Raw genomic sequence first — 17,374 nt, forward strand, 5'->3', positions numbered from 1 at the left:
TCTAGGCCGGGGCGTCAAGCCTGTTGAGGGTCGAAGAACGCAGGGAGAACAGCATACCATGAAATTGTGCATCGTCGGTACAGGCTATGTGGGACTGGTCAGCGCGGCCTGCTTCGCGGAAATGGGCAATACGGTGATTTGCGTGGATGTGAACCCCGCTGTGGTGGAAAAACTCAACGCCGGTTCCGTGCATATCTTTGAGCCCGGCCTGGAACCCATGGTGCGGCGCAGTCGCGCTGACGGCCGGCTGTCCTTCACCACCAGCCTTGAAGAAGGCATCGCCGGCGCGGACTGCGCCTTCATCTGCGTGGGCACGCCGCCGCAGCCGGACGGTTCCTGCGATCTGAGCTACGTGCGTCAGGTGGCTCATGAAATCGGCCGTTATATGCGGAATGAGCTGGTGGTGGTGGATAAATCCACTGTGCCCGTGGGCACCGCCGACATGGTGCGCGGCATCATCAAGGAAGAGCTGGCCGCACGCGGCCTGGATCTGAACGTGGACGTGGTGTCCAACCCTGAATTTCTCAAGGAAGGCGACGCCATTTCGGACTTCATGAAGCCGGACCGGGTGGTTCTGGGCACGGATTCCGAACGGGCGGCTTCCATCATGCGCGAGCTGTATTCCCCCTTTGCCCGCACCAGGGAAAAACTCATTGTGATGGGTGTGCGCAGCGCGGAAATGACCAAGTACGCGGCCAACTGCATGTTGGCCACCAAGATTTCCTTCATCAATGAAATTGCCACCATCTGCGAAAGGGTGGGGGCCGACGTGCGCGACGTGCGCACGGGCATCGGTTCGGATTCGCGCATCGGCTATCAGTTCATTTATCCGGGCGTGGGTTACGGCGGTTCCTGCTTTCCCAAGGACGTCAAGGCCCTGATCCAGACGGCGGAAAGCGCCGGAGTGGAGCCCATGCTGCTCAATGCCGTGGAGGCGGTCAACGCCCGGCAGAAAAAGCATATGGCCGAACGCATTCAGGAGTATTTCGAACCGCAGGGCGGCGTCAAAGGTAAGACGCTGGCGCTCTGGGGCCTGGCTTTCAAGGCCAACACCGACGACATGCGTGAGGCCGCTTCCATCGACATCATCAATGCGCTTACCGCCGCGGGCATGAAGATCCGCGCGTTTGATCCCGTGGCCGCCGACAACGCGCGCCGTATTTTCAAGGGCAATGAACTGGTGGAGATTCTGGACGATCAGTACGCTCTCTGCCGGGGGGCTCAGGCGCTGCTGGTGGTGACGGAGTGGAATCAGTTCCGCAACCCGGATTTTGCGCGTATCAAAACCCTGCTGACCGCGCCTCTGCTGTTTGACGGGCGCAATCTCTATTCGCCGTCAGCCATGGCCGAACGCGGCTTTGCCTACTTCTGCATCGGCCGCCCCACGGGGGTATAGCTTCTTCCGGTCAAAAAACGCCGGCCGGAGCCGTATCTTCGGCCCCGGCCGGCCTCGTTCCGTCCATTTTTTCGCAACGCCTACTGAGCGTTGAAAGCCCACCACCAGGCCAGCGTCGGCACTGCCAGAGCCAGCATTCCGGCCGGGATCTGCGGCAGGGCGGGCCAGCCGCGCCGCATGCGCCAGCTTTCACCCAACCCCAGCGCCAGTCCGCAGAGCAGACCGGCCACATGGGCCGCGTAATCAGTATTTTCCCCTTCCGTTCCCAGCATGGCCAGCAAGGCCGCGCCCGCCGCAATGGGCAGGATGGCCTTGCGCCTTTGCGTCTGCCGACCGGCCATCATGCCGGCCAGAACGCCTACAGCCGCGAACAAGGCTGTGGAAAAGCCAAGACTGGTGACGGCCCGGGGGCGGAATAAAACCGTCAGGCCGTTGCCCAGAATGCCGCCGATCAGCGTCAGCCAGACGGCCCGCCCAACGCCGGTAAGCCGTGCTAGCAGCGTCAGAAAAAGAGCGCCGAAGGCTATATTGCCCCAGAGGTGGCGCAGATCGGCATGCAGGGTCAGGGCCGTGGCGAGACGGTAAAACTGCCCGTAGACGCGCACCAGGACGTTGTCCAGAACGCCCGCATTGAACCATGTCTGCGGCGGCGGCAGGAAGTCCGGCACGGGGGGCCACCAGCCCATGCGCAGACCGTGCCAGATGATCAGCGGCAACAGAAAAAATGCCGTCAGGCCGCCGTATGGATATACGGGCGGTGGCGGCGAAGGAGGAGAAGCGGCCCGCCGCCGTTCGCCGTCGAAATCCGTCAGTTCACTGAGTGCAACCTGTTCCAGCAGGGGGGGGACATAGATATATTCGCGCCCCCGAAATGTGTTCAGGATATGCGGTATGCGGCAGGCGCTGAGCACCAGCCGCCAGTCGCGGCGTTGCATATAGTCCGCCAGCCCCGTGGGGCCGGTGATGTTGCGCCAGAACGGCGGCAGACTGCCCGGCCTGCGCCGGACGGTCCAGCGGCTTCCGGCGTGAGGATGGAATGTGGGAAAAAAAGCGTGCGACATGGATAAAAAAAGCCCCGGCAGCGGACTGACGGGGCCTGCTATGACAAAAAAAAGAGAGAAACTAGCCCTGTTTGCGCGCGACGGGCTTGGTCACGGCACCCGAACGCAGACAACGGGTGCAGACGGTCAGAGTGCGAACACTGCCGTCAGGAAACTGGTGACGCACGCGCTGAAGATTGGGGTTAAAGCGGCGCTTGGTCTTGATATTGGAATGGCTCACGAGATTGCCAACCTGGGGCTTTTTGCCGCAGAAATCGCATTCCTTGCTCATACAATCCTCCGTATATGCAAAAAACAGTTCACTTCAAATGCGGCAAAACCGTGGCCCGGCGCTGTGGCGACAGCATTCTTAAGCGGGCATGACCGCGCGAAAAGATTAGATAGCCCATGGGACGAAAAAAGGCAAGACTTTTCCTAAAAAGAAACCATATCCGCCATTATGCGCCGCCGCTTAAAAAACGCTGCTGAAAATCGGCGGCGGGCATGGGGCGGCCGAAGAAGTAACCCTGAATATAGTCCAGTTGCATCGATCGGACCAGTCGCAACTCTTCTTCCTTCTCCACGCCTTCCAGACAAACTTTGATGTCCACGTCATGGCAGAGGGCCACCACAAAGCGGATGAAGGTGGCGTCAAAACGGCTGTTGAGAATGTCGCGCACAAAGACGCGGTCGATTTTGACGGTGTCGGCGGGCGAGGTTTTCAGCATGCTCAGCGAGGAATAGCCGGTTCCGAAATCATCCATGGCGATACGGATGCCCAGGCTGCGGATTTTTTTGAATATCTCCAGCAGCAGGGTATTTTCGCGTATCATGCAGCTTTCCGTGAATTCCACCACCACATTGCCGGGATTGAGGCCGGTCTTTGCCAGTGTGGCCTCGATGAAAGGCATCATGTCGTCGGAAATGACCTGCAAATAGGAAAGGTTGACGCTGATGACGAAATCCGGCCGCCACTGCGTCCATTCCTTGCACTGGCGCATGGCTTCTTTGAAAACCCATTGCCCGAACGGCACGATCAAGCCGCTTTGCTCCATAAGCGGGATGAATTCGACTGGCGAGACGGGGCCGTATTTTGGGCAGCTCCAGCGTGCCAGAGCCTCGGCGCCTACCAGTCGGCCGCCTTCCGCGGTCACTTGGGGCTGGTAGAAAAGCTCAAAGCCTTCGAACTGACGTTCAATACTTTCACGCAGCAGTTCCGTGAGATCCAGGGAGCGTTTCTGATTGTTGTCGAGTTGCTTGTTGAAAAAAGTAATCCGGTTGCGCCCGTTTTTTTTGGAACTGGCCAGAGCGCAGAGGGCGGCCTGCAACAGTTCTTCGTGATTGGAGGCGTCCTGGGGATAGCCTGCATAGCCGGCGGAAAGCGGGCAGAAGTATTTCTTGCCGTCGTATTCCTGCTGATAGCGGAAACTTTCGGCCACGGAGTTGTAGGATGCCAGCGCGTCGTCCGCATCTCCATCTCCATAGCGGACAATGGCGAATACATCGCCGTCCAGCCGGTACAGCGAGGCGGTTTCAGGCAGAATGATCTGGAGCTTCTGCGCGATGATCCGCAAGACCTCGTCGCCGAAGACCCTGTTGTACAGTTCATTTACATGCGTGAAGTTATCCACTCCCAGCAGCATGAGATGCAGCGGCGTGGATGGACGGTTTTGCAGCGCGGCGGTGACGTCCTCTTCAAATTTTATCTTATTGTACAGACCGGTGATATGGTCGATCTTGTTTCTCTGTCCCAGATTGGTGATAAAACCGGCGAAAAGCGTCGGCTCGCCGGTTTCGTCGCGCTCCAGATAGCCGCGGCAGCGCACCCAGACCCATTGCCCCTCGCGGTTCTTTACCCGGTACTCCACACAGTGGCTGTCGGATCTGCCGTCGGCGATGATCTGATTGGATTCAAGAAAGGCCGCCTTGTCGTCCGGATGGACCCGCTCTCCCCAGACAGCGGCGGCATTGGGCACAATTTCGCCCGGCAGGCCGAAATCGCGCACCATGGCCTTGGAATAGTGAAAGACGCCCGACGGCACTTTGGAGACGTAGATATAGGAATCCGTGCTGCGGCAGAGCGCGTCGTAAAGCTGGGCGGCGCTGCACAGTAGACTGCCTTCCGCGGCGGGCAGGTTTTCCTCGCGCAAGCGAAGGGCGGCCGATCTGATATGAGCCTGCTTTTTCTGCTCGTACATGCTTTCGTCGGCTTTGGCGAGAATAGCGGGCAGGGCCAGGCGCATATCCGGGCGCACCTCAAAGCAGCCGAAGCAGAAGCTCAACTCATAGGACAGCCGCAGCTCTTCTTTTTTCACCTCCAGATTGCGCAGCACCTTTTTCAGGCAACGCGCCGCCGCGTGGCGGTCTAGTTCATGAAAAACAGTTACGAATTCATCGCCGCTCAAGCGGCAGCAGAAGTCGTCGCCCTGCAGAGTGGCTCCGATTTCATGCGCCGCCAGAGTGAGGGCCGCGTCGCCCTCCGCGTGCCCGAACGCGTCATTAATATCCTTGAGGTTGTTGATGTCGAGAAGGGCCACAATAAGCGACGTTCCCTTTTCCCGGGCTTCGCCAACGGCCCGCGTCAGTCTTTCCAGACCGGCTCGGCGGTTCAGCAGCCCGGTGAGCTCGTCAATGGTGGCTTCATGCCGCAGACGTTTGCTGTCGGTAATGTCTATGGTTTGCTGCAAATGAACGAGCGAACCGTCGGTCCAGCGCATCAGGCTGTCATAATTTTCAAAAAAACGGCCTGTCAGCGTGTTGTGCTCCTCCCAACGATAGACGGACAGATCGTCGGGGTGGGCGCTCAGATGGCTCACCGGGCAGAATTCGCAACGCTGTATCTTGTCGTTCTGCAAGACCTGCCAGCAGATTTTGCCCTCAGGCTGCTCAAGATGAAAGATTTCCTTCATGTACTGGTTCATGTAGAGGATGCGGTCCGTCTGCGGGTCGGTGATGTAAATGCCAACCTTGACCCGGTCCATGGCGGCGTTGAATATGCGGTTGTGAAAAGCCTGGTGGGAACAATAGGCCTGCCCGGCGATGAAGAGCCCCAGCAGCACAGCGAACACGTCCATCTGGCGGCGCTGTCCGGCATCCCACGGTCTGTCGGCAGGCGAACTGCCGAAAATCGCAAACCCCAGCAGGTAACCGTCCTGCCCTTTCAGCGGCAAGGCAAGGCACCGAAATTTTTGTTGACCGGCGGCGGACAGAAGGGTTTGCAGTGTGTCCGACATGACCTCGGGCCGGGTTTGCTGGGCGCGCAGACGTTCAAAGATGTCTTGCCCGGCGAAGGCCGCGCACAGAGCTTCCTCCGTCAAGTTTGGCGCGGAACTCCAAGCCACGGGGCTGAAGGGAAAATCATCCTTGCTCCGACGCAGCACGACCAGAGCACTGAGGGGCAGATACGTGCGCAGGACTTCCGCCAGAGTCGGCAGAAGGTCGTACAAAGACTTGCCGTAGTCCAAACGGCTGGTCAGGGCGTCGATCAAGCCGGTCAGGTCGACATCAGTGCGCGTATAGTCCATATCAGCCCCTTTACTGCTCTAAACCAGACTATCTTCCTGATCCGACGCAATTCCGTCAAGCAAAAAATGGGTATTTATGATGAAATGGCAATATTTTCTTGAGATATCGGAAACACTGGTAAACTAAAAATTATTTTATTGACATATCATGCAATAATTTAAATTTTATTTCAAATCGTGATGTATCGAAAAGTTTATATCAGGCCGGGCCGCTCGCACTCCAGTGACAAAAGGGAGTTAAGTATACTCTGCTTGAGGGCAGGAGGTCGCATCCTCATCAGTGCACAATGTCGGGAGGGACGGCTGTGGAAGAGTTCGATATTGTTATCGTCGGCGCGGGGCCGGCGGGATCGTGCCTGGCCCGTCTTGCCGCCAGGTTGCCGGGGCTGCGCATTGCGCTGGTGGACGCCAGGGCTCTGGACAGCACTTATGCCGGAACCGGCCGGATCAAGAGTTGCGGCGGCCTGATGGCCCCCGATGCGCAGAAGGCCATGGCCCTTATGGACATGGCGCTGCCATCGCGGCTTCTGGTAACCCGCAGCTTTTCGCGGTGCGCACGCTGGATCTGCCCAGCGGACTGGAGCGGAATTATCAGCGCTTTTATCTGAATCTGGACCGCGAAGCCTTTGACCGCTGGTTATTTGCTTCGGTAGGCGACACGGTACGAAAATTCCCGCATACTGTGGTAAAGAGTCTGCATCATGAAGCTGGAGGGTACAGCGTCGTGTGCGCGAACGGCATGAAACTGAGCTGCCGTTTCATCGTGGGCGCGGACGGGGCCAATTCCGTGGTGCGGCGAAAGCTCTTTCCGCACGTGTGCCCGGCCCGTTATGTCGCCATCCAGGAGCGTTTCGCCCTTGCCTCGCGTAAACCGCATTTCGCGGCTTTTTTCGACCCGGAAATCACGGATTATTACGCTTGGGGCCTGCCCAAGGGAGGGGAATATCTTCTCGGCGCGGCCATCCCGGCGGTAGCGGGCGCGGGGGAAATGTTTCTGCGTTTCAAGGAAAAGATCAGGCCGTTTGGCTATGATCTTCAGGAGGCCCGCAGTCGTGAAACCACGCTGATTCTCCGTCCCGGCGGCCCGCCCGGCTCCGGTGTTCTGGCGGACGGCGCCGCTTGCCTGCTGGGTGAGGCCGGCGGCTATATCAGTCCCAGCTCCGCCGAAGGCTTCAGCTATGCCTTTCGTACAGCCATGCTGGTTTAGCAGAGTCTGAAGCTGGCTGGCGAAAGAACGGCATCCGACGCCTACTTCAAGGCGGCTTGCCGCTGGCAGGCCCGTCTGATGCGGCCGTTGCGCCTTGAGCTCTGGGGCAAGTGTCTCAAGCGGCAGGTGCTTTACCGTCCCCTCCTGCGCCGACTGATCATGCATTCGGGCCTGCGGCATCTGAACCGCATTGATCCCTGATGTGAAACGTCTGATGTGGGGGTTCAAGTCTTCGCGCCAAGTCCGTTAAGGCCGGACTTTCGGTGTGCCGGAAATGCCGTTGCCAGCTCCCGTACAAGCGTGTCCGCAACGTCATCCCTGCCCGCAAGCGTCGCCAGGCCAAGTTGAATTTGTAGCGGCGCGGTTTCCGCCAGTGGCGTGAAAACGACGCCTTTCCTCCGGATGGCCGCGAATGAGGCGGGCAACAGGCTCATACCCTCGCCGGAAGCGATACGGGCCAGCAGGACGTCGTGCTCCGCCGGTTCCTCCAGAAAGGCGGGCGCAAAACCCGCATGGGCAAAAACGCCCCGCATGCGATCAAAGAATGCCGGATTGCTCTCCCGTCGGAACCAGAACAAAGGCTTGCCGTTCAAGGTCCGGAGTGACAGTGCGCCGCAACGGGCTTCGGGCCAACGCTCCGGCAGGGCCGCCAGCAGCGGCTCGTCATACGGCAAGGGGCGAAGAACAAGGCCGGGCGCTTCCAGTGGCAGGGCCACCAGAGCGGCGTCCAGCCTGCCTTTGCGCACGTCACGCGCCAGCCGGGGCGAGGTTCCCCGCGTCAGGCGCAGTTGTGAGGCGTACAGGCCGCGCAGACGCGCTTCCAGACCGGAAAAAACACCCTGCTCAAAAGCCGTTGTCAGGCCGAGGGCAACGACTTTTGCTCCGGGATTCGCCAGGGCCGCCAACCGCGTGAAGGTTTTCTCCTGCAATCGCAGCAACGGGCGGATGATCTCCAAAGCCCGCGCCCCGTCTTCGGTCAAAATCAATCCTCTGGTATGCCGGATGAAAAGCGTCAGCCCCAGACGCTCTTCCAGTTTTTTGATCTGGCGGCTCAGGGGCGGCTGTGACATCAGCAGGCGTTCCGCCGCCCGATGCAGATTTTTTTCTTCGGCTACCACGGCAAAGCAGTGCAGCAAGTGCGTGTCGGAAGCGTTGAGCAGGGCGTTCGTCATACCTGGAAGGTATCGCATACAAAGTATGATGAAAAGCCGTCAGGCCTCCCTATAAAGGAAAAAAGGAGGTTGCATGCATACGTATCTGTTGCTGGTGATCGGCGTCCTTTGTTTCTGTCTTTTGGGCGGACCGTGCTTTGCTTTGGAGAACAGTAAAGGGGGAAATATGGATTCTCGGCGTTATGAGACAGGCCTTGAAGTGCTGCGTCAGGTGGACGGAAAGGGTGGTGAAGCTGTGGTGGAAAGTCTGCGGAACATCGCGCCTGACTTTTCCCGTTATCTTGTGGAGTTTCCCTTTGGAGACATTTACGCCCGGCCCGGACTTGATCTGAAAAATCGGGAAATAGCGACGGTGGCGGCGTTGACCGCACTGGGCAATGCGGGACCGCAGCTCAGGGTGCATATCGCGGCCGCCCTGCATGTGGGCTGCACGCGAGAGGAAATTGTGGAGGTCATTATGCAGATGGCCGTTTACGCGGGATTTCCGGCTGCCCTGAACGGTCTGTTCGCCGCGCGTGATGTCTTTGGGGAGCATACCGTGCCACAGAAGTGAGGCGTGTTTAACGGGTAAGAGTAAAGGCGGGTGGACAGCGACGTTCGCCCGCCTTTGGCGTTCATATTTTTGACTGTGTTGCCGCAGCCTTCCGGGAAGCCGGCGCGGCTTCCGGCAGGCAGGCCAGACCGACGCCAAGCAGAACGAACAGCAGGCCCAGCCAGTGGGCTCCGCTGATTTCTTCGCGTAAAAACATGCCGGAAAGCAGCACGCCGCTGAGCGGGACAAAGCCCGTAAACGCGGCGGCGACTCCCGCCGGAACAACGGCAATGCCTTTGAACCAGAAAACATAGGACAGAAAGGATACAAAAATTCCGTAATACCCGATGCAGAGCACCGTGGAAAGGCGCATGGCCGCAAAATCGTATCCTCTGGCCTCATATAGGGCGCACGGCAGCAGGCAGATGAAAGCATAGGACGACATCAGGGCTGTCCCGCGCAATGCCGACACCCGGCCGCAACCGGCTCTGCTCATGACCGAGAAACAGGCTTCGCAAAGAACGGCCATCAGGATCAGGCAATTGCCTTTTATAGCGCCTGACGCCTGTACGGCGCCGCTCAGAAAAGGATGCAGGTTGACGGCCAGAATGCCGATGGAAACACTGAGCACGCTGGCGACACGTTTGCCGGACATCCTTTCGCGCAGCAGCAAAAAGGCCAAAAGCGCGATGAGCGCGGGGGCCGCGCTGCTGATAAGTCCTCCGGCCGCCGCGCTGGTGTGCCGCAGGCCCCAGAAGATAAATGCCCGGTACAGAACAATGCCGCACAGTGCCTGCAAAAAAAGCGCAACATGCGTTTTGCCGTCCAGTTTCGGCTGCCCGTGCCGCCTCAGAAATGACAGGGGCAGCAGAATCAGCAGGCTGACGGATATGCCCAGTTCGGCGGCGAGAAAGACCGGCATGGCAGCGACCATGCACTTTCCGGCTACCACGGCGCTTCCCGCGATGATCATGGCCAGGGCGAGAAAGCCGTAAGCGCGCGTTTGTACGTTTCTCATTGTTTCGTCCGCGGCAGAGGTGTGATGAAAACCGGGACAAGGCGGCGCGTATTTTTGTCATGGCGGTCTTGCCTCCCCCGTGTCGCCAAGGTAAGGTGACGGAACTGGATGGAAAAGATCCACTTTTTATTTATTTTTAACATACCACTTTGGCGAACGCATATGTGGCTTGAACTTGATGCCGACACGGGCATCCCCCTGCGCAGACAGATATATGAGCGGATAAAAACGCTCATCTTGCACGGCGATCTGAAGGCGGAAGAAAAGCTGCCCTCCAGCAGGGGGCTGGCGAAAGATTTGGGCATAGCGCGGCAGACCGTGCTGGATGCGTATGAGCAGCTTCTGGCCGAGGGCTATCTTGCAGCCCGGCCCGGCTCTGGGACCAGGGTCGCCCAGGGCATAGCCCCCACCGCATCACTGTCTGGAACCCCCGCCGGCTTTATGGGGCAAAAATGGCAGCGGGCCGACGTTTCCAGACCGGATGAAGTCAATTTCCGTTCCGGCATTCCAGCCCTGGACAAGTTCCCGCAAGAGGAGTGGGGCAGGCTTTACCGGCACGTCTGCCGAAGCCTGCCCGCCGCCGCGTTCCGCTACTGCGGTCCCGGCGGCATATGGGAGTTGCGTGAGGCCATTACGGCCTATCTTTTCCGTATGCGCGGCATTCGGGTGCCGCCGGAACGGGTGATGATAACCTCCGGCTCGACCCAGGGGCTACGGATTGTGGCCCGGCTCTTGCGGCGCAACAGCAGCGCTGTGCTGGTGGAAGATCCCGCCCATAGGGGCCTGCTGGAAGTCGTCGTCAGAGCCGGATACACGGTGGAAGGCCTGCGGGCCGACGAACGCGGGCTGGATACCTCCGCGTTGCGGACATTAAGCCGGGAGCGGGCCGGACGTGTGGCTTTTGCCTATGTGACACCGTCGCATCAGTATCCTCTGGGCGGTATCCTGCCGGTGCAGCGGCGCCAGGCTTTGATCGGCTTTGCCCGTGATGCCGGATGCCATATTGTGGAGGACGATTATGACAGCGAATTTCGCTATGAAGGGGCTCCTGTCAGCTCACTGTATGAGCTCGCGCCTGAAACGGTGATCTATCTGGGATCGTTCAGCAAAATCATGGCCCCGGCCTTGCGCCTGGGCTTCGCCATTGTGCCGGACGCCCTGCGCGCAGCCTGGGAGCCGGAAAAAATGTATACGGATGTGCACACGGACGCCCTGTCGCAGTACACGCTGGCCGCTTTCATCAGCAGCGGCGGCTTGGAGAGGCACATCCGGAAAATGAAAAAGCTCTATCAGCGGAAAAGGGCGCACCTGCTGCAAAGTTTGGCGCGGCACTTTGGCAGCCGCTTTGAGGTCAGGGGGCAGGCGGCCGGATTACACCTGGTGGCGGCTTTTCCCGATGTTGTTTTTACGGAGGAACTTCTGGCCGCGCTTCGGGCGCGCGGCGTCCGGGCCGTGCCGGTGGAAGACTATTCCCTGTGCCGCGACGGCGCGCATGCCCATGAACTTGTTCTGGGTTATTCGCATCTGAGCGAAGAGGATTTGGACAAGGGCGTGGCCCTGCTCAAAGAAGCGCTTGCCGCCCATTGGCGTCTGTCCTCCGCGTAAGAAGCCCGGAAATCACGCCGGGCTTCTCGGCGCTGCTGGATTTCTTCCGGCTACAGGCGGCAATCCCTGCCAGAGAGCATGACCGCCAAACATGCGCGGGAGATAGCGCGGTGGAAAAGCCACGCAAGGGCGGCGGCAGCAAGGAAAGTCCTATGCGCCCAACAGCCGTAGAACTTCACCGGCGTCTTCCACCATCTCGAAGGCGGCGCGCATTTCGTCGGGCAGCCTGATGGGACGGCCGCTTGCGAGATCAATATAGACCCAGTTGGTTTCCGCCTCGGCCAGCACAACCTGATCCGCGCCGCGCCAGAACAGATAGCGGCGCAGACTCTGCCGGGGCGCGAACGAGGCCACCCAGGTGGCCGCCGTGATGACCTCGCCCAGAAATGCCGGGCGCTTGTAGGTGATGGTATGCTGCCTGACCACCCAGCTCTGACCCACAGCCTCGTAGCGCTCCATACCCCAGCCCACGGCTGTGGAGTGCTGTATGGCCAGATCCTGCATCCAGTTCACATAGCACAGATTGCTCACGCGGTTCTGGATGTCGATATCCTGAGCGCCGACAGTTATTTTTTGTGTAAAGATACGCATTGTTTTCTCCTGGCCAAACCACGCGGGCGTGAAAGACCGCCCGCCGCAGGTCCGGCGGTATTGTCTCCACGCCAGTATTTCATAAGCCCCGGACTTCTTCAACGGCAAAGCAGACCATCGCATTGCGGTGATGATTCGTGCGCGGAGGTGAGGATTTCATGAGCCGGATCAGAAAGAGCGTTCGCAAAAAAGCTTACGGGTTTTCAGGAAGCACCGTGAGACTTACTGAAACAGGAGATGATAGAGGCGATAGCCATGCAACAGAAGAATTAGTATGCTGAAATAATTTATTTTAAATTGTCAAATTTCGCGTTATTTTTTCTGAAAGAAATATTCTGAATTTGCCGCTGGTATTCCCTTGTGCAAGATGGATTTTTGTGAAAAGCGTTGCCTACTGAGTTACATAAAAGGATATACGCTATGTGTGAAAAAATCAGATGCGCATGGGCGGGGGACTTGCCCATCTACATTGATTATCATGACAATGAATGGGGGCGGCCTGTACATGACGACAACAAGCTCTTTGAAATGCTGATTTTAGAGGGGATGCAGGCTGGGCTTAGCTGGATTACGGTACTCAAAAAAAGAGAGGCGTTCCGGAAGGCATTTGATGGATTTGATCCGGACAAGGTGGCTCGTTACGGCGAAGCAAAAATACAGGAGCTGCTGGCAAACGAAGGGATCATCAGAAACCGCCTCAAAATGAATGCCGCCGTAACGAATGCCAAAGCATTTCTGGAAGTACAGAAAAAGCACGGAAGCTTTGATAAGTTCATCTGGGCATATGTGGATTATACGCCGATTGAGAATCGTCGCGAGAAGATGGCAGATATACCGGCCACGACAGCGCTCTCGGATCAAATCAGCAAGGATTTGAAAAAAATGGGATTTAAATTTGTTGGCCCAACGGTTATCTATGCATTCATGCAAGCGACGGGTATGGTGAATGACCATATAAAGGATTGCTTTGTTTATCAGGCGATGAAGAAGGCATAACTTGGTATCCGCTGTTGCTTATTTTTCATATGGCGCACCTTCGGAAAAATGATACCAAAAACTCGTGGGTTATCCATCCAATACTGCGTGGTGTTGAAAAAGAGAAATCCCGAAAGTCCGCTGAATAGCTTGACTTTCGGGATTCTACCGGATGATTTGCTGGTGGAGGCGGGGGTCACCAATCAAAAAAGACAACCTATTGAAATACTTGATTCCAATATCTACCGCTTGTCTTTAAGGTGCCATTTGCCAAGATAGCCGCATGGATTAAAGGTTTTGTTCAATTCAATTCTCCAATAAAGAATCGAACTCAGGTCCGAACCAAGAATACCGAACTTCGCTCAAATGACCTCCATATCTCTTGCCTCAAATGTAGGTCTACGTTATATTGCCAAATAGCCACTCGAGGGGGAAATATTTCGACAAAAATGGAGAAATTCCTTATGCCTGATACATGGTATGATATTGAACCTTATGAAGAAGATGCAGAGAGTAGCATAAGAGAATATGACATAACATCAACACCAAACGATTTTAATATTACAACTCTTTTTAATCTTATGGATAATGGGGTTATTAGGATTCCTCCATTTCAGAGAAATTATGTTTGGGATGAAAAAAGAGCTTCAAAACTCATTGAATCCATTATCCTCGGACTGCCCATTCCACAGATTTTTTTGTATGAACAAGGAAAGGATAATTTTCTCATCATTGATGGGCAACAAAGATTGCTTTCTATTTATTTCTTTGTGAAACAACGGTTCCCAACAGATGAAGGCAGAAGAAAACTAAGAGAATTGTTGCTCGGAAAAGATGTTATTAATCCGGCAGTACTTTCAGAAGATAAATATTTTAAAAACTTCTCCTTGAAATTGCCTTCTCCCGTACAAACTGAAGAGAATAAATATAATGCATTAAAGTATGAAACATTAGGAGATGCAAAGCGTACCTTTGAATTTCTTAGGACTATACGCTCTGTTGTCATTAAGCAAAATGAGCCTGATGATGATTCATCAATGTACGAGGTTTTTAACCGCCTGAATACAGGAGGGCAAAATCTTAAACCTCAAGAAATTAGAATGAGTATGTATTTTTCTGATTTTTATGCTGTTTTATTCGATATTAACACTCTTCCGAAATGGAGAGAACTCATAAGACAGAAAGAAACGGATATCAATTTTAAAGACATAGAAATACTAGTTCGTTCGTTCGCCATGCTCTTCTGGCATGAAGAATATAAAGCTCCAATGACTAAGTTTTTAAATAGCTTTTCAAAAGCTGGTAAAAAGTTTGATCCTTCTATGAACCAATATTTAAGGTTATTATTTGATAGTTTTTTAGCTAGTTGTCAAAATTTAACGTCTAAGGATTTTTTCAGTACTAATAATAAATTTAACATCTCTCTTTTTGAATCTGTTTTTGTTGCCACATGTTTGCCATATTTTAAGAAAAAGGTATTCATCAATAAAACAATTGATGAAGATTCTGTTCAAGCTATTAAGAGTGACAAAGAATTTATTGATGCAACACAATCAAGCATTGCATCAAAGAATAGTGTAACAGCAAGAATTCAAAGAGCTAAAAAGTTAATTGATTTGTACTAGGAGTGTTCTATGGAACAATTACGAGAACACTTTAAAGATTTTACTTCTAGCTATCGTGGGTTAAAAAACTTTTTATTAATAAATGGTGAACTTTCATATCAAAATATGATTGAGGAAAACCTCAAAAAATCATTTCTATTGTCATGCGCAAGCTATCATGAAAATCGAATTTGCCATTGCATAGAAAACTTACTCATAAATAAATCTCGTGATGAAAAAATAATCCATTTTGCAAAGAATAAAGGAATTAGTCGACAATATCACACATATTTCGACTGGGACAAAAGCAATGCAAATAAATTTCTTGGTCTTTTTGGGACAGAGTTTAAAGAGTTAGTAACTAATGATATAAATTCAAAAACAGAACTTAAAGAAGCTATAAAGGCCTTTCTTGAAATAGGTAACGAAAGAAACATGATGGTTCATGAAAATTATTTGGACTATAGCCTAACAAAAACTTTTGAAGAAATTGAAGCTCTAAATGATAAGGCTTTATTTTTTATTAGATACTTGCAATTCTATTTTGAATTAAAATCTAAACCTCCTACTATGCAAAATTAATCTCTCCTTGACTTACCCAAGAGTCCTAAGATAAATTTTTTCTACTATTCGTGCGGATACCTGTCCCAGCTTCCATGCTGGGTTTTCTTTTGGGTTTATCCAACAGCATCTATTGCCGGGTCGATAGCTCCTAATAAAATACCCTTCTGGGGAATAAGAGCAGCGTTCCACGAACGTAGTTGAGTCCCGGCATTTCTCATTTCAAATGCCATACTACTAAATCGTGGAGTTTTTATGTCTGAACTACCCACCCAATCATCCCCATCAGGCCCAGGCAACCCCAAAGACGGTGACCAGTACCGTGAATATTACATCCCGGTAAAAAACATCGAAGAAGAGCAAGAGCTTTTGGACGAGTATGAAACGGACAAATTTGCTCACGCCCTGCGAGAAATCTACACGGACTTCTATTTGCTAATTGAGTTGATGCGCGGCTATGCAGAGAACAATGACGATGATGACTTTACCTATTTCCTGCTAGCCCAAAAACTTCAAAAGCCACTCGACAGACTTAGCCTTGCTTGTTCCGCAAGTGTGGATTGGGAACTCATTTGTAAAAGAACTATCGGTGTTACCACCTAGTGAACTACCAGCGGCCCGGAAATACTTCCGGGCCGCTTTATCAGCGCGATAGGCCTTTTCGCTTCTTTTCCAACTCTGGCGCTTTTCTCTCGATGTGTCGTTCCGGCTGGAACATGATGTGGCCTTTTTCAATAGTTAGTCGCTTACCCCATTTCTTGGCAGCATAGAGCAGGGCTACGCGTTCCGCCCTGGTGTCATGGCTGGAAAAGAAAATCTCTTTGCCGGTGTCGCGGATGGTGCCGCCGCTTTCCAGGGTGAAAATCACAATACCGTTGTTGTCTATGCGGCGCTTGATTTTACCAAGTTTCGTGCCTTCGGCGTGGGCTTCGGCTGTGATCTGCTCCATATGGAGAAACGCCTGTAGCTGTTTTTTGCCCTTATGGGAAATAGCATCACGCTGCTGTAGCTTCCGTTCCTTTTCGGCGTATTCGGCCCGTATGGCCGTTTTCATGGCGTATTCGCTGCCACGCTCCATCCAGTTCTTGACGGGCGGCTTCTGCTCCTGGGGCTGCTCCGGCTCGGCCACTTCCTTGCGGGAGCGCAGTACGGCAAGGGCTGTTTCGTTGCCTTTCTCGGCCTCAAGTTTCAAAAAGTCCTGCCATGATGTGTAGGGAATTTCCCGGCGCAAGGCCTCACGTTCCGGCAGCATGGCGAGCCTCTTTTTTGCCACGGCTTCGGCTTCGTATTTTTTCGCCAGTGATACCAGATTAGGTTCAGGACTCATTAATTGTCAAAAAGTTTGTAAAAGAGTACTCATAGTGTGCCAAGAGGTGAGCTATGAGTACTCTCTTTTATCTTTGGCTCTGTACTAGATAGTGTAGTCACGAGATTGCTTAAGGTTCAATTTTGTGGCATAGTTCGCTTGTATGCAACTACAAGCGAACTATGCCACAGCCAGCACATAGACGACACGACATTTCTGACGCTGTTTGGAGAAAGCTTGAACCGCATTTGCCCGGCCGCGATGGCAGCTGGGGCGGTAGAGCGCATGACAATCGGCGTTTTATAGATGCGGTCTTCTGGATTATGCGCACAGGTGCACCTTGGCGAGACTTACCGCCCGATTTCGGCGGCTGGAGCAACACACACCGGCGCTTTATCCGCTGGCGCGACAATGGTGTATGGGAACGATTGCTTGAAATTTTGATCGACGAGCCGGATTTTGAATGGCTGATGATCGACGCCAGCCACTTAAAGTCCACCCTCATGCGGCTGGAGCAAAGGGCGGCAATCAGGATATGAGCCGTACAAAAGGGGGCTCAACACAAAATTGCATCTGGCCGTGGATGCGCATGGTATGCCAGTCAGGGCGCTTATTACACAAGGTACAACAGCAGATTGTACTCAGGCAGTCGCCCTGATTGATGGCTTCACAGCCGAGAGCTTGCTGGCGGACAGGGATATGACACGGACGCGATTCTTGATCAAGCGCAAAGCCAAGGTATGATGCCGGTCATTCCTCCGAAAAAGAATCGCAGAGAGCGGCGTGAGTACGACAAAGAGCTTTATAAGGCGCGGCACTTGGTGGAGAATGCCTTCCTTCATT

17 protein-coding genes and 1 pseudogene are annotated in these 17,374 nt (G+C 54.2%); 11 read left to right on the forward strand and 7 right to left on the reverse strand.

Annotated features, from left to right (window positions below; translation table 11 throughout):
* Positions 1-58: 58 nt before the first annotated feature.
* The gene (locus FYJ44_RS06215) at positions 59-1,396 is read left to right on the forward strand and encodes a UDP-glucose dehydrogenase family protein (protein ID WP_154510238.1); all 1,338 of its coding nucleotides are present in this window, start codon (positions 59-61) and stop codon (positions 1,394-1,396) included.
* An 80-nt stretch (positions 1,397-1,476) separates the two neighbouring features.
* Here the strand turns inward: FYJ44_RS06215 and FYJ44_RS06220 are convergent, their stop codons facing one another.
* From FYJ44_RS06220 to FYJ44_RS06230, 3 genes are all read right to left on the reverse strand, one after another.
* Positions 1,477-2,457: a rhomboid family intramembrane serine protease gene (locus FYJ44_RS06220; RefSeq protein ID WP_154510241.1), complete on the reverse strand. Its 981-nt coding sequence runs from the start codon at positions 2,455-2,457 to the stop codon at positions 1,477-1,479.
* Between the two features lie 61 nt (positions 2,458-2,518).
* The gene (gene rpmB, locus FYJ44_RS06225) at positions 2,519-2,728 is read right to left on the reverse strand and encodes a 50S ribosomal protein L28 (RefSeq protein WP_154510244.1); all 210 of its coding nucleotides are present in this window, start codon (positions 2,726-2,728) and stop codon (positions 2,519-2,521) included.
* Between the two features lie 166 nt (positions 2,729-2,894).
* Positions 2,895-5,960, reverse strand: coding sequence for a bifunctional diguanylate cyclase/phosphodiesterase (locus tag FYJ44_RS06230; protein ID WP_229772553.1), 3,066 nt, complete (start codon positions 5,958-5,960; stop codon positions 2,895-2,897).
* A 305-nt stretch (positions 5,961-6,265) separates the two neighbouring features.
* On the opposite strand from FYJ44_RS06230, the gene FYJ44_RS14625 reads away from it, so the two are divergent.
* From FYJ44_RS14625 to FYJ44_RS14845, 3 genes are all read left to right on the forward strand, one after another.
* Complete coding sequence (locus FYJ44_RS14625; RefSeq protein ID WP_229772554.1) at positions 6,266-6,568, forward strand: NAD(P)-binding protein; 303 nt, start codon at positions 6,266-6,268, stop codon at positions 6,566-6,568.
* On the forward strand, positions 6,511-7,167 hold the full coding sequence (locus FYJ44_RS14630; protein ID WP_229772555.1) for a Rossmann-fold NAD(P)-binding domain-containing protein: 657 nt from the start codon (positions 6,511-6,513) through the stop codon (positions 7,165-7,167). The genes FYJ44_RS14625 and FYJ44_RS14630 overlap by 58 nt, the downstream gene beginning before the upstream one ends.
* Positions 7,168-7,245: 78 nt before the next feature.
* Positions 7,246-7,368 (forward strand): hypothetical protein, encoded by a 123-nt coding sequence (locus FYJ44_RS14845; protein ID WP_268234066.1) that lies wholly within the window; start codon positions 7,246-7,248, stop codon positions 7,366-7,368.
* Positions 7,369-7,391: 23 nt separating this feature from the next.
* Here FYJ44_RS14845 and FYJ44_RS06240 read toward each other — a convergent pair whose 3' ends face one another.
* Entirely contained in the window at positions 7,392-8,357 is a 966-nt protein-coding gene (locus FYJ44_RS06240; RefSeq protein WP_229772556.1) for a LysR family transcriptional regulator, read from the reverse strand.
* A 148-nt stretch (positions 8,358-8,505) separates the two neighbouring features.
* Here FYJ44_RS06240 and FYJ44_RS06245 point away from each other — a divergent pair, with 148 nt between their 5' ends.
* The gene (locus FYJ44_RS06245) at positions 8,506-8,892 is read left to right on the forward strand and encodes a carboxymuconolactone decarboxylase family protein (protein WP_154510250.1); all 387 of its coding nucleotides are present in this window, start codon (positions 8,506-8,508) and stop codon (positions 8,890-8,892) included.
* Positions 8,893-8,953: 61 nt separating this feature from the next.
* Here the strand turns inward: FYJ44_RS06245 and FYJ44_RS06250 are convergent, their stop codons facing one another.
* Positions 8,954-9,889 (reverse strand): DMT family transporter, encoded by a 936-nt coding sequence (locus FYJ44_RS06250; protein WP_154510253.1) that lies wholly within the window; start codon positions 9,887-9,889, stop codon positions 8,954-8,956.
* Between the two features lie 162 nt (positions 9,890-10,051).
* On the opposite strand from FYJ44_RS06250, the gene pdxR reads away from it, so the two are divergent.
* On the forward strand, positions 10,052-11,494 hold the full coding sequence (pdxR, locus tag FYJ44_RS06255) for a MocR-like pyridoxine biosynthesis transcription factor PdxR (protein ID WP_154510256.1): 1,443 nt from the start codon (positions 10,052-10,054) through the stop codon (positions 11,492-11,494).
* A gap of 150 nt (positions 11,495-11,644) precedes the next feature.
* Here pdxR and FYJ44_RS06260 read toward each other — a convergent pair whose 3' ends face one another.
* Positions 11,645-12,085, reverse strand: coding sequence for an acyl-CoA thioesterase (locus FYJ44_RS06260; RefSeq protein WP_154510259.1), 441 nt, complete (start codon positions 12,083-12,085; stop codon positions 11,645-11,647).
* Between the two features lie 420 nt (positions 12,086-12,505).
* On the opposite strand from FYJ44_RS06260, the gene FYJ44_RS06265 reads away from it, so the two are divergent.
* The 4 genes from FYJ44_RS06265 (at position 12,506) to FYJ44_RS06280 (ending at position 15,828) form a co-directional block, all read left to right on the forward strand.
* Complete coding sequence (locus FYJ44_RS06265; RefSeq protein WP_154510261.1) at positions 12,506-13,081, forward strand: DNA-3-methyladenine glycosylase I; 576 nt, start codon at positions 12,506-12,508, stop codon at positions 13,079-13,081.
* A 443-nt stretch (positions 13,082-13,524) separates the two neighbouring features.
* Positions 13,525-14,685 carry a GmrSD restriction endonuclease domain-containing protein gene (locus FYJ44_RS06270; RefSeq protein WP_229772557.1) on the forward strand — a complete coding sequence of 387 codons (1,161 nt, stop codon included), beginning with the start codon at positions 13,525-13,527 and terminating at the stop codon, positions 14,683-14,685.
* A gap of 9 nt (positions 14,686-14,694) precedes the next feature.
* Positions 14,695-15,246, forward strand: a complete 552-nt coding sequence (locus tag FYJ44_RS06275) for a HEPN domain-containing protein (RefSeq protein ID WP_154510267.1) — start codon at positions 14,695-14,697, stop codon at positions 15,244-15,246.
* A 234-nt stretch (positions 15,247-15,480) separates the two neighbouring features.
* Positions 15,481-15,828, forward strand: coding sequence for a hypothetical protein (locus tag FYJ44_RS06280; protein ID WP_154510269.1), 348 nt, complete (start codon positions 15,481-15,483; stop codon positions 15,826-15,828).
* 40 nt (positions 15,829-15,868) lie between these two features.
* On the opposite strand, the gene FYJ44_RS06285 is transcribed toward FYJ44_RS06280, so the two are convergent.
* Entirely contained in the window at positions 15,869-16,552 is a 684-nt protein-coding gene (locus tag FYJ44_RS06285) for a hypothetical protein (RefSeq protein ID WP_154510272.1), read from the reverse strand.
* Positions 16,553-16,713: 161 nt separating this feature from the next.
* On the opposite strand from FYJ44_RS06285, the pseudogene FYJ44_RS06290 reads away from it, so the two are divergent.
* Positions 16,714-17,373, forward strand: a pseudogene (locus tag FYJ44_RS06290) (IS5 family transposase); the annotation flags it as partial.
* Position 17,374: the final 1 nt, after the last annotated feature.

Source organism: Desulfovibrio porci (assembly GCF_009696265.1).
GTDB lineage: Bacteria > Desulfobacterota > Desulfovibrionia > Desulfovibrionales > Desulfovibrionaceae > Desulfovibrio > Desulfovibrio porci.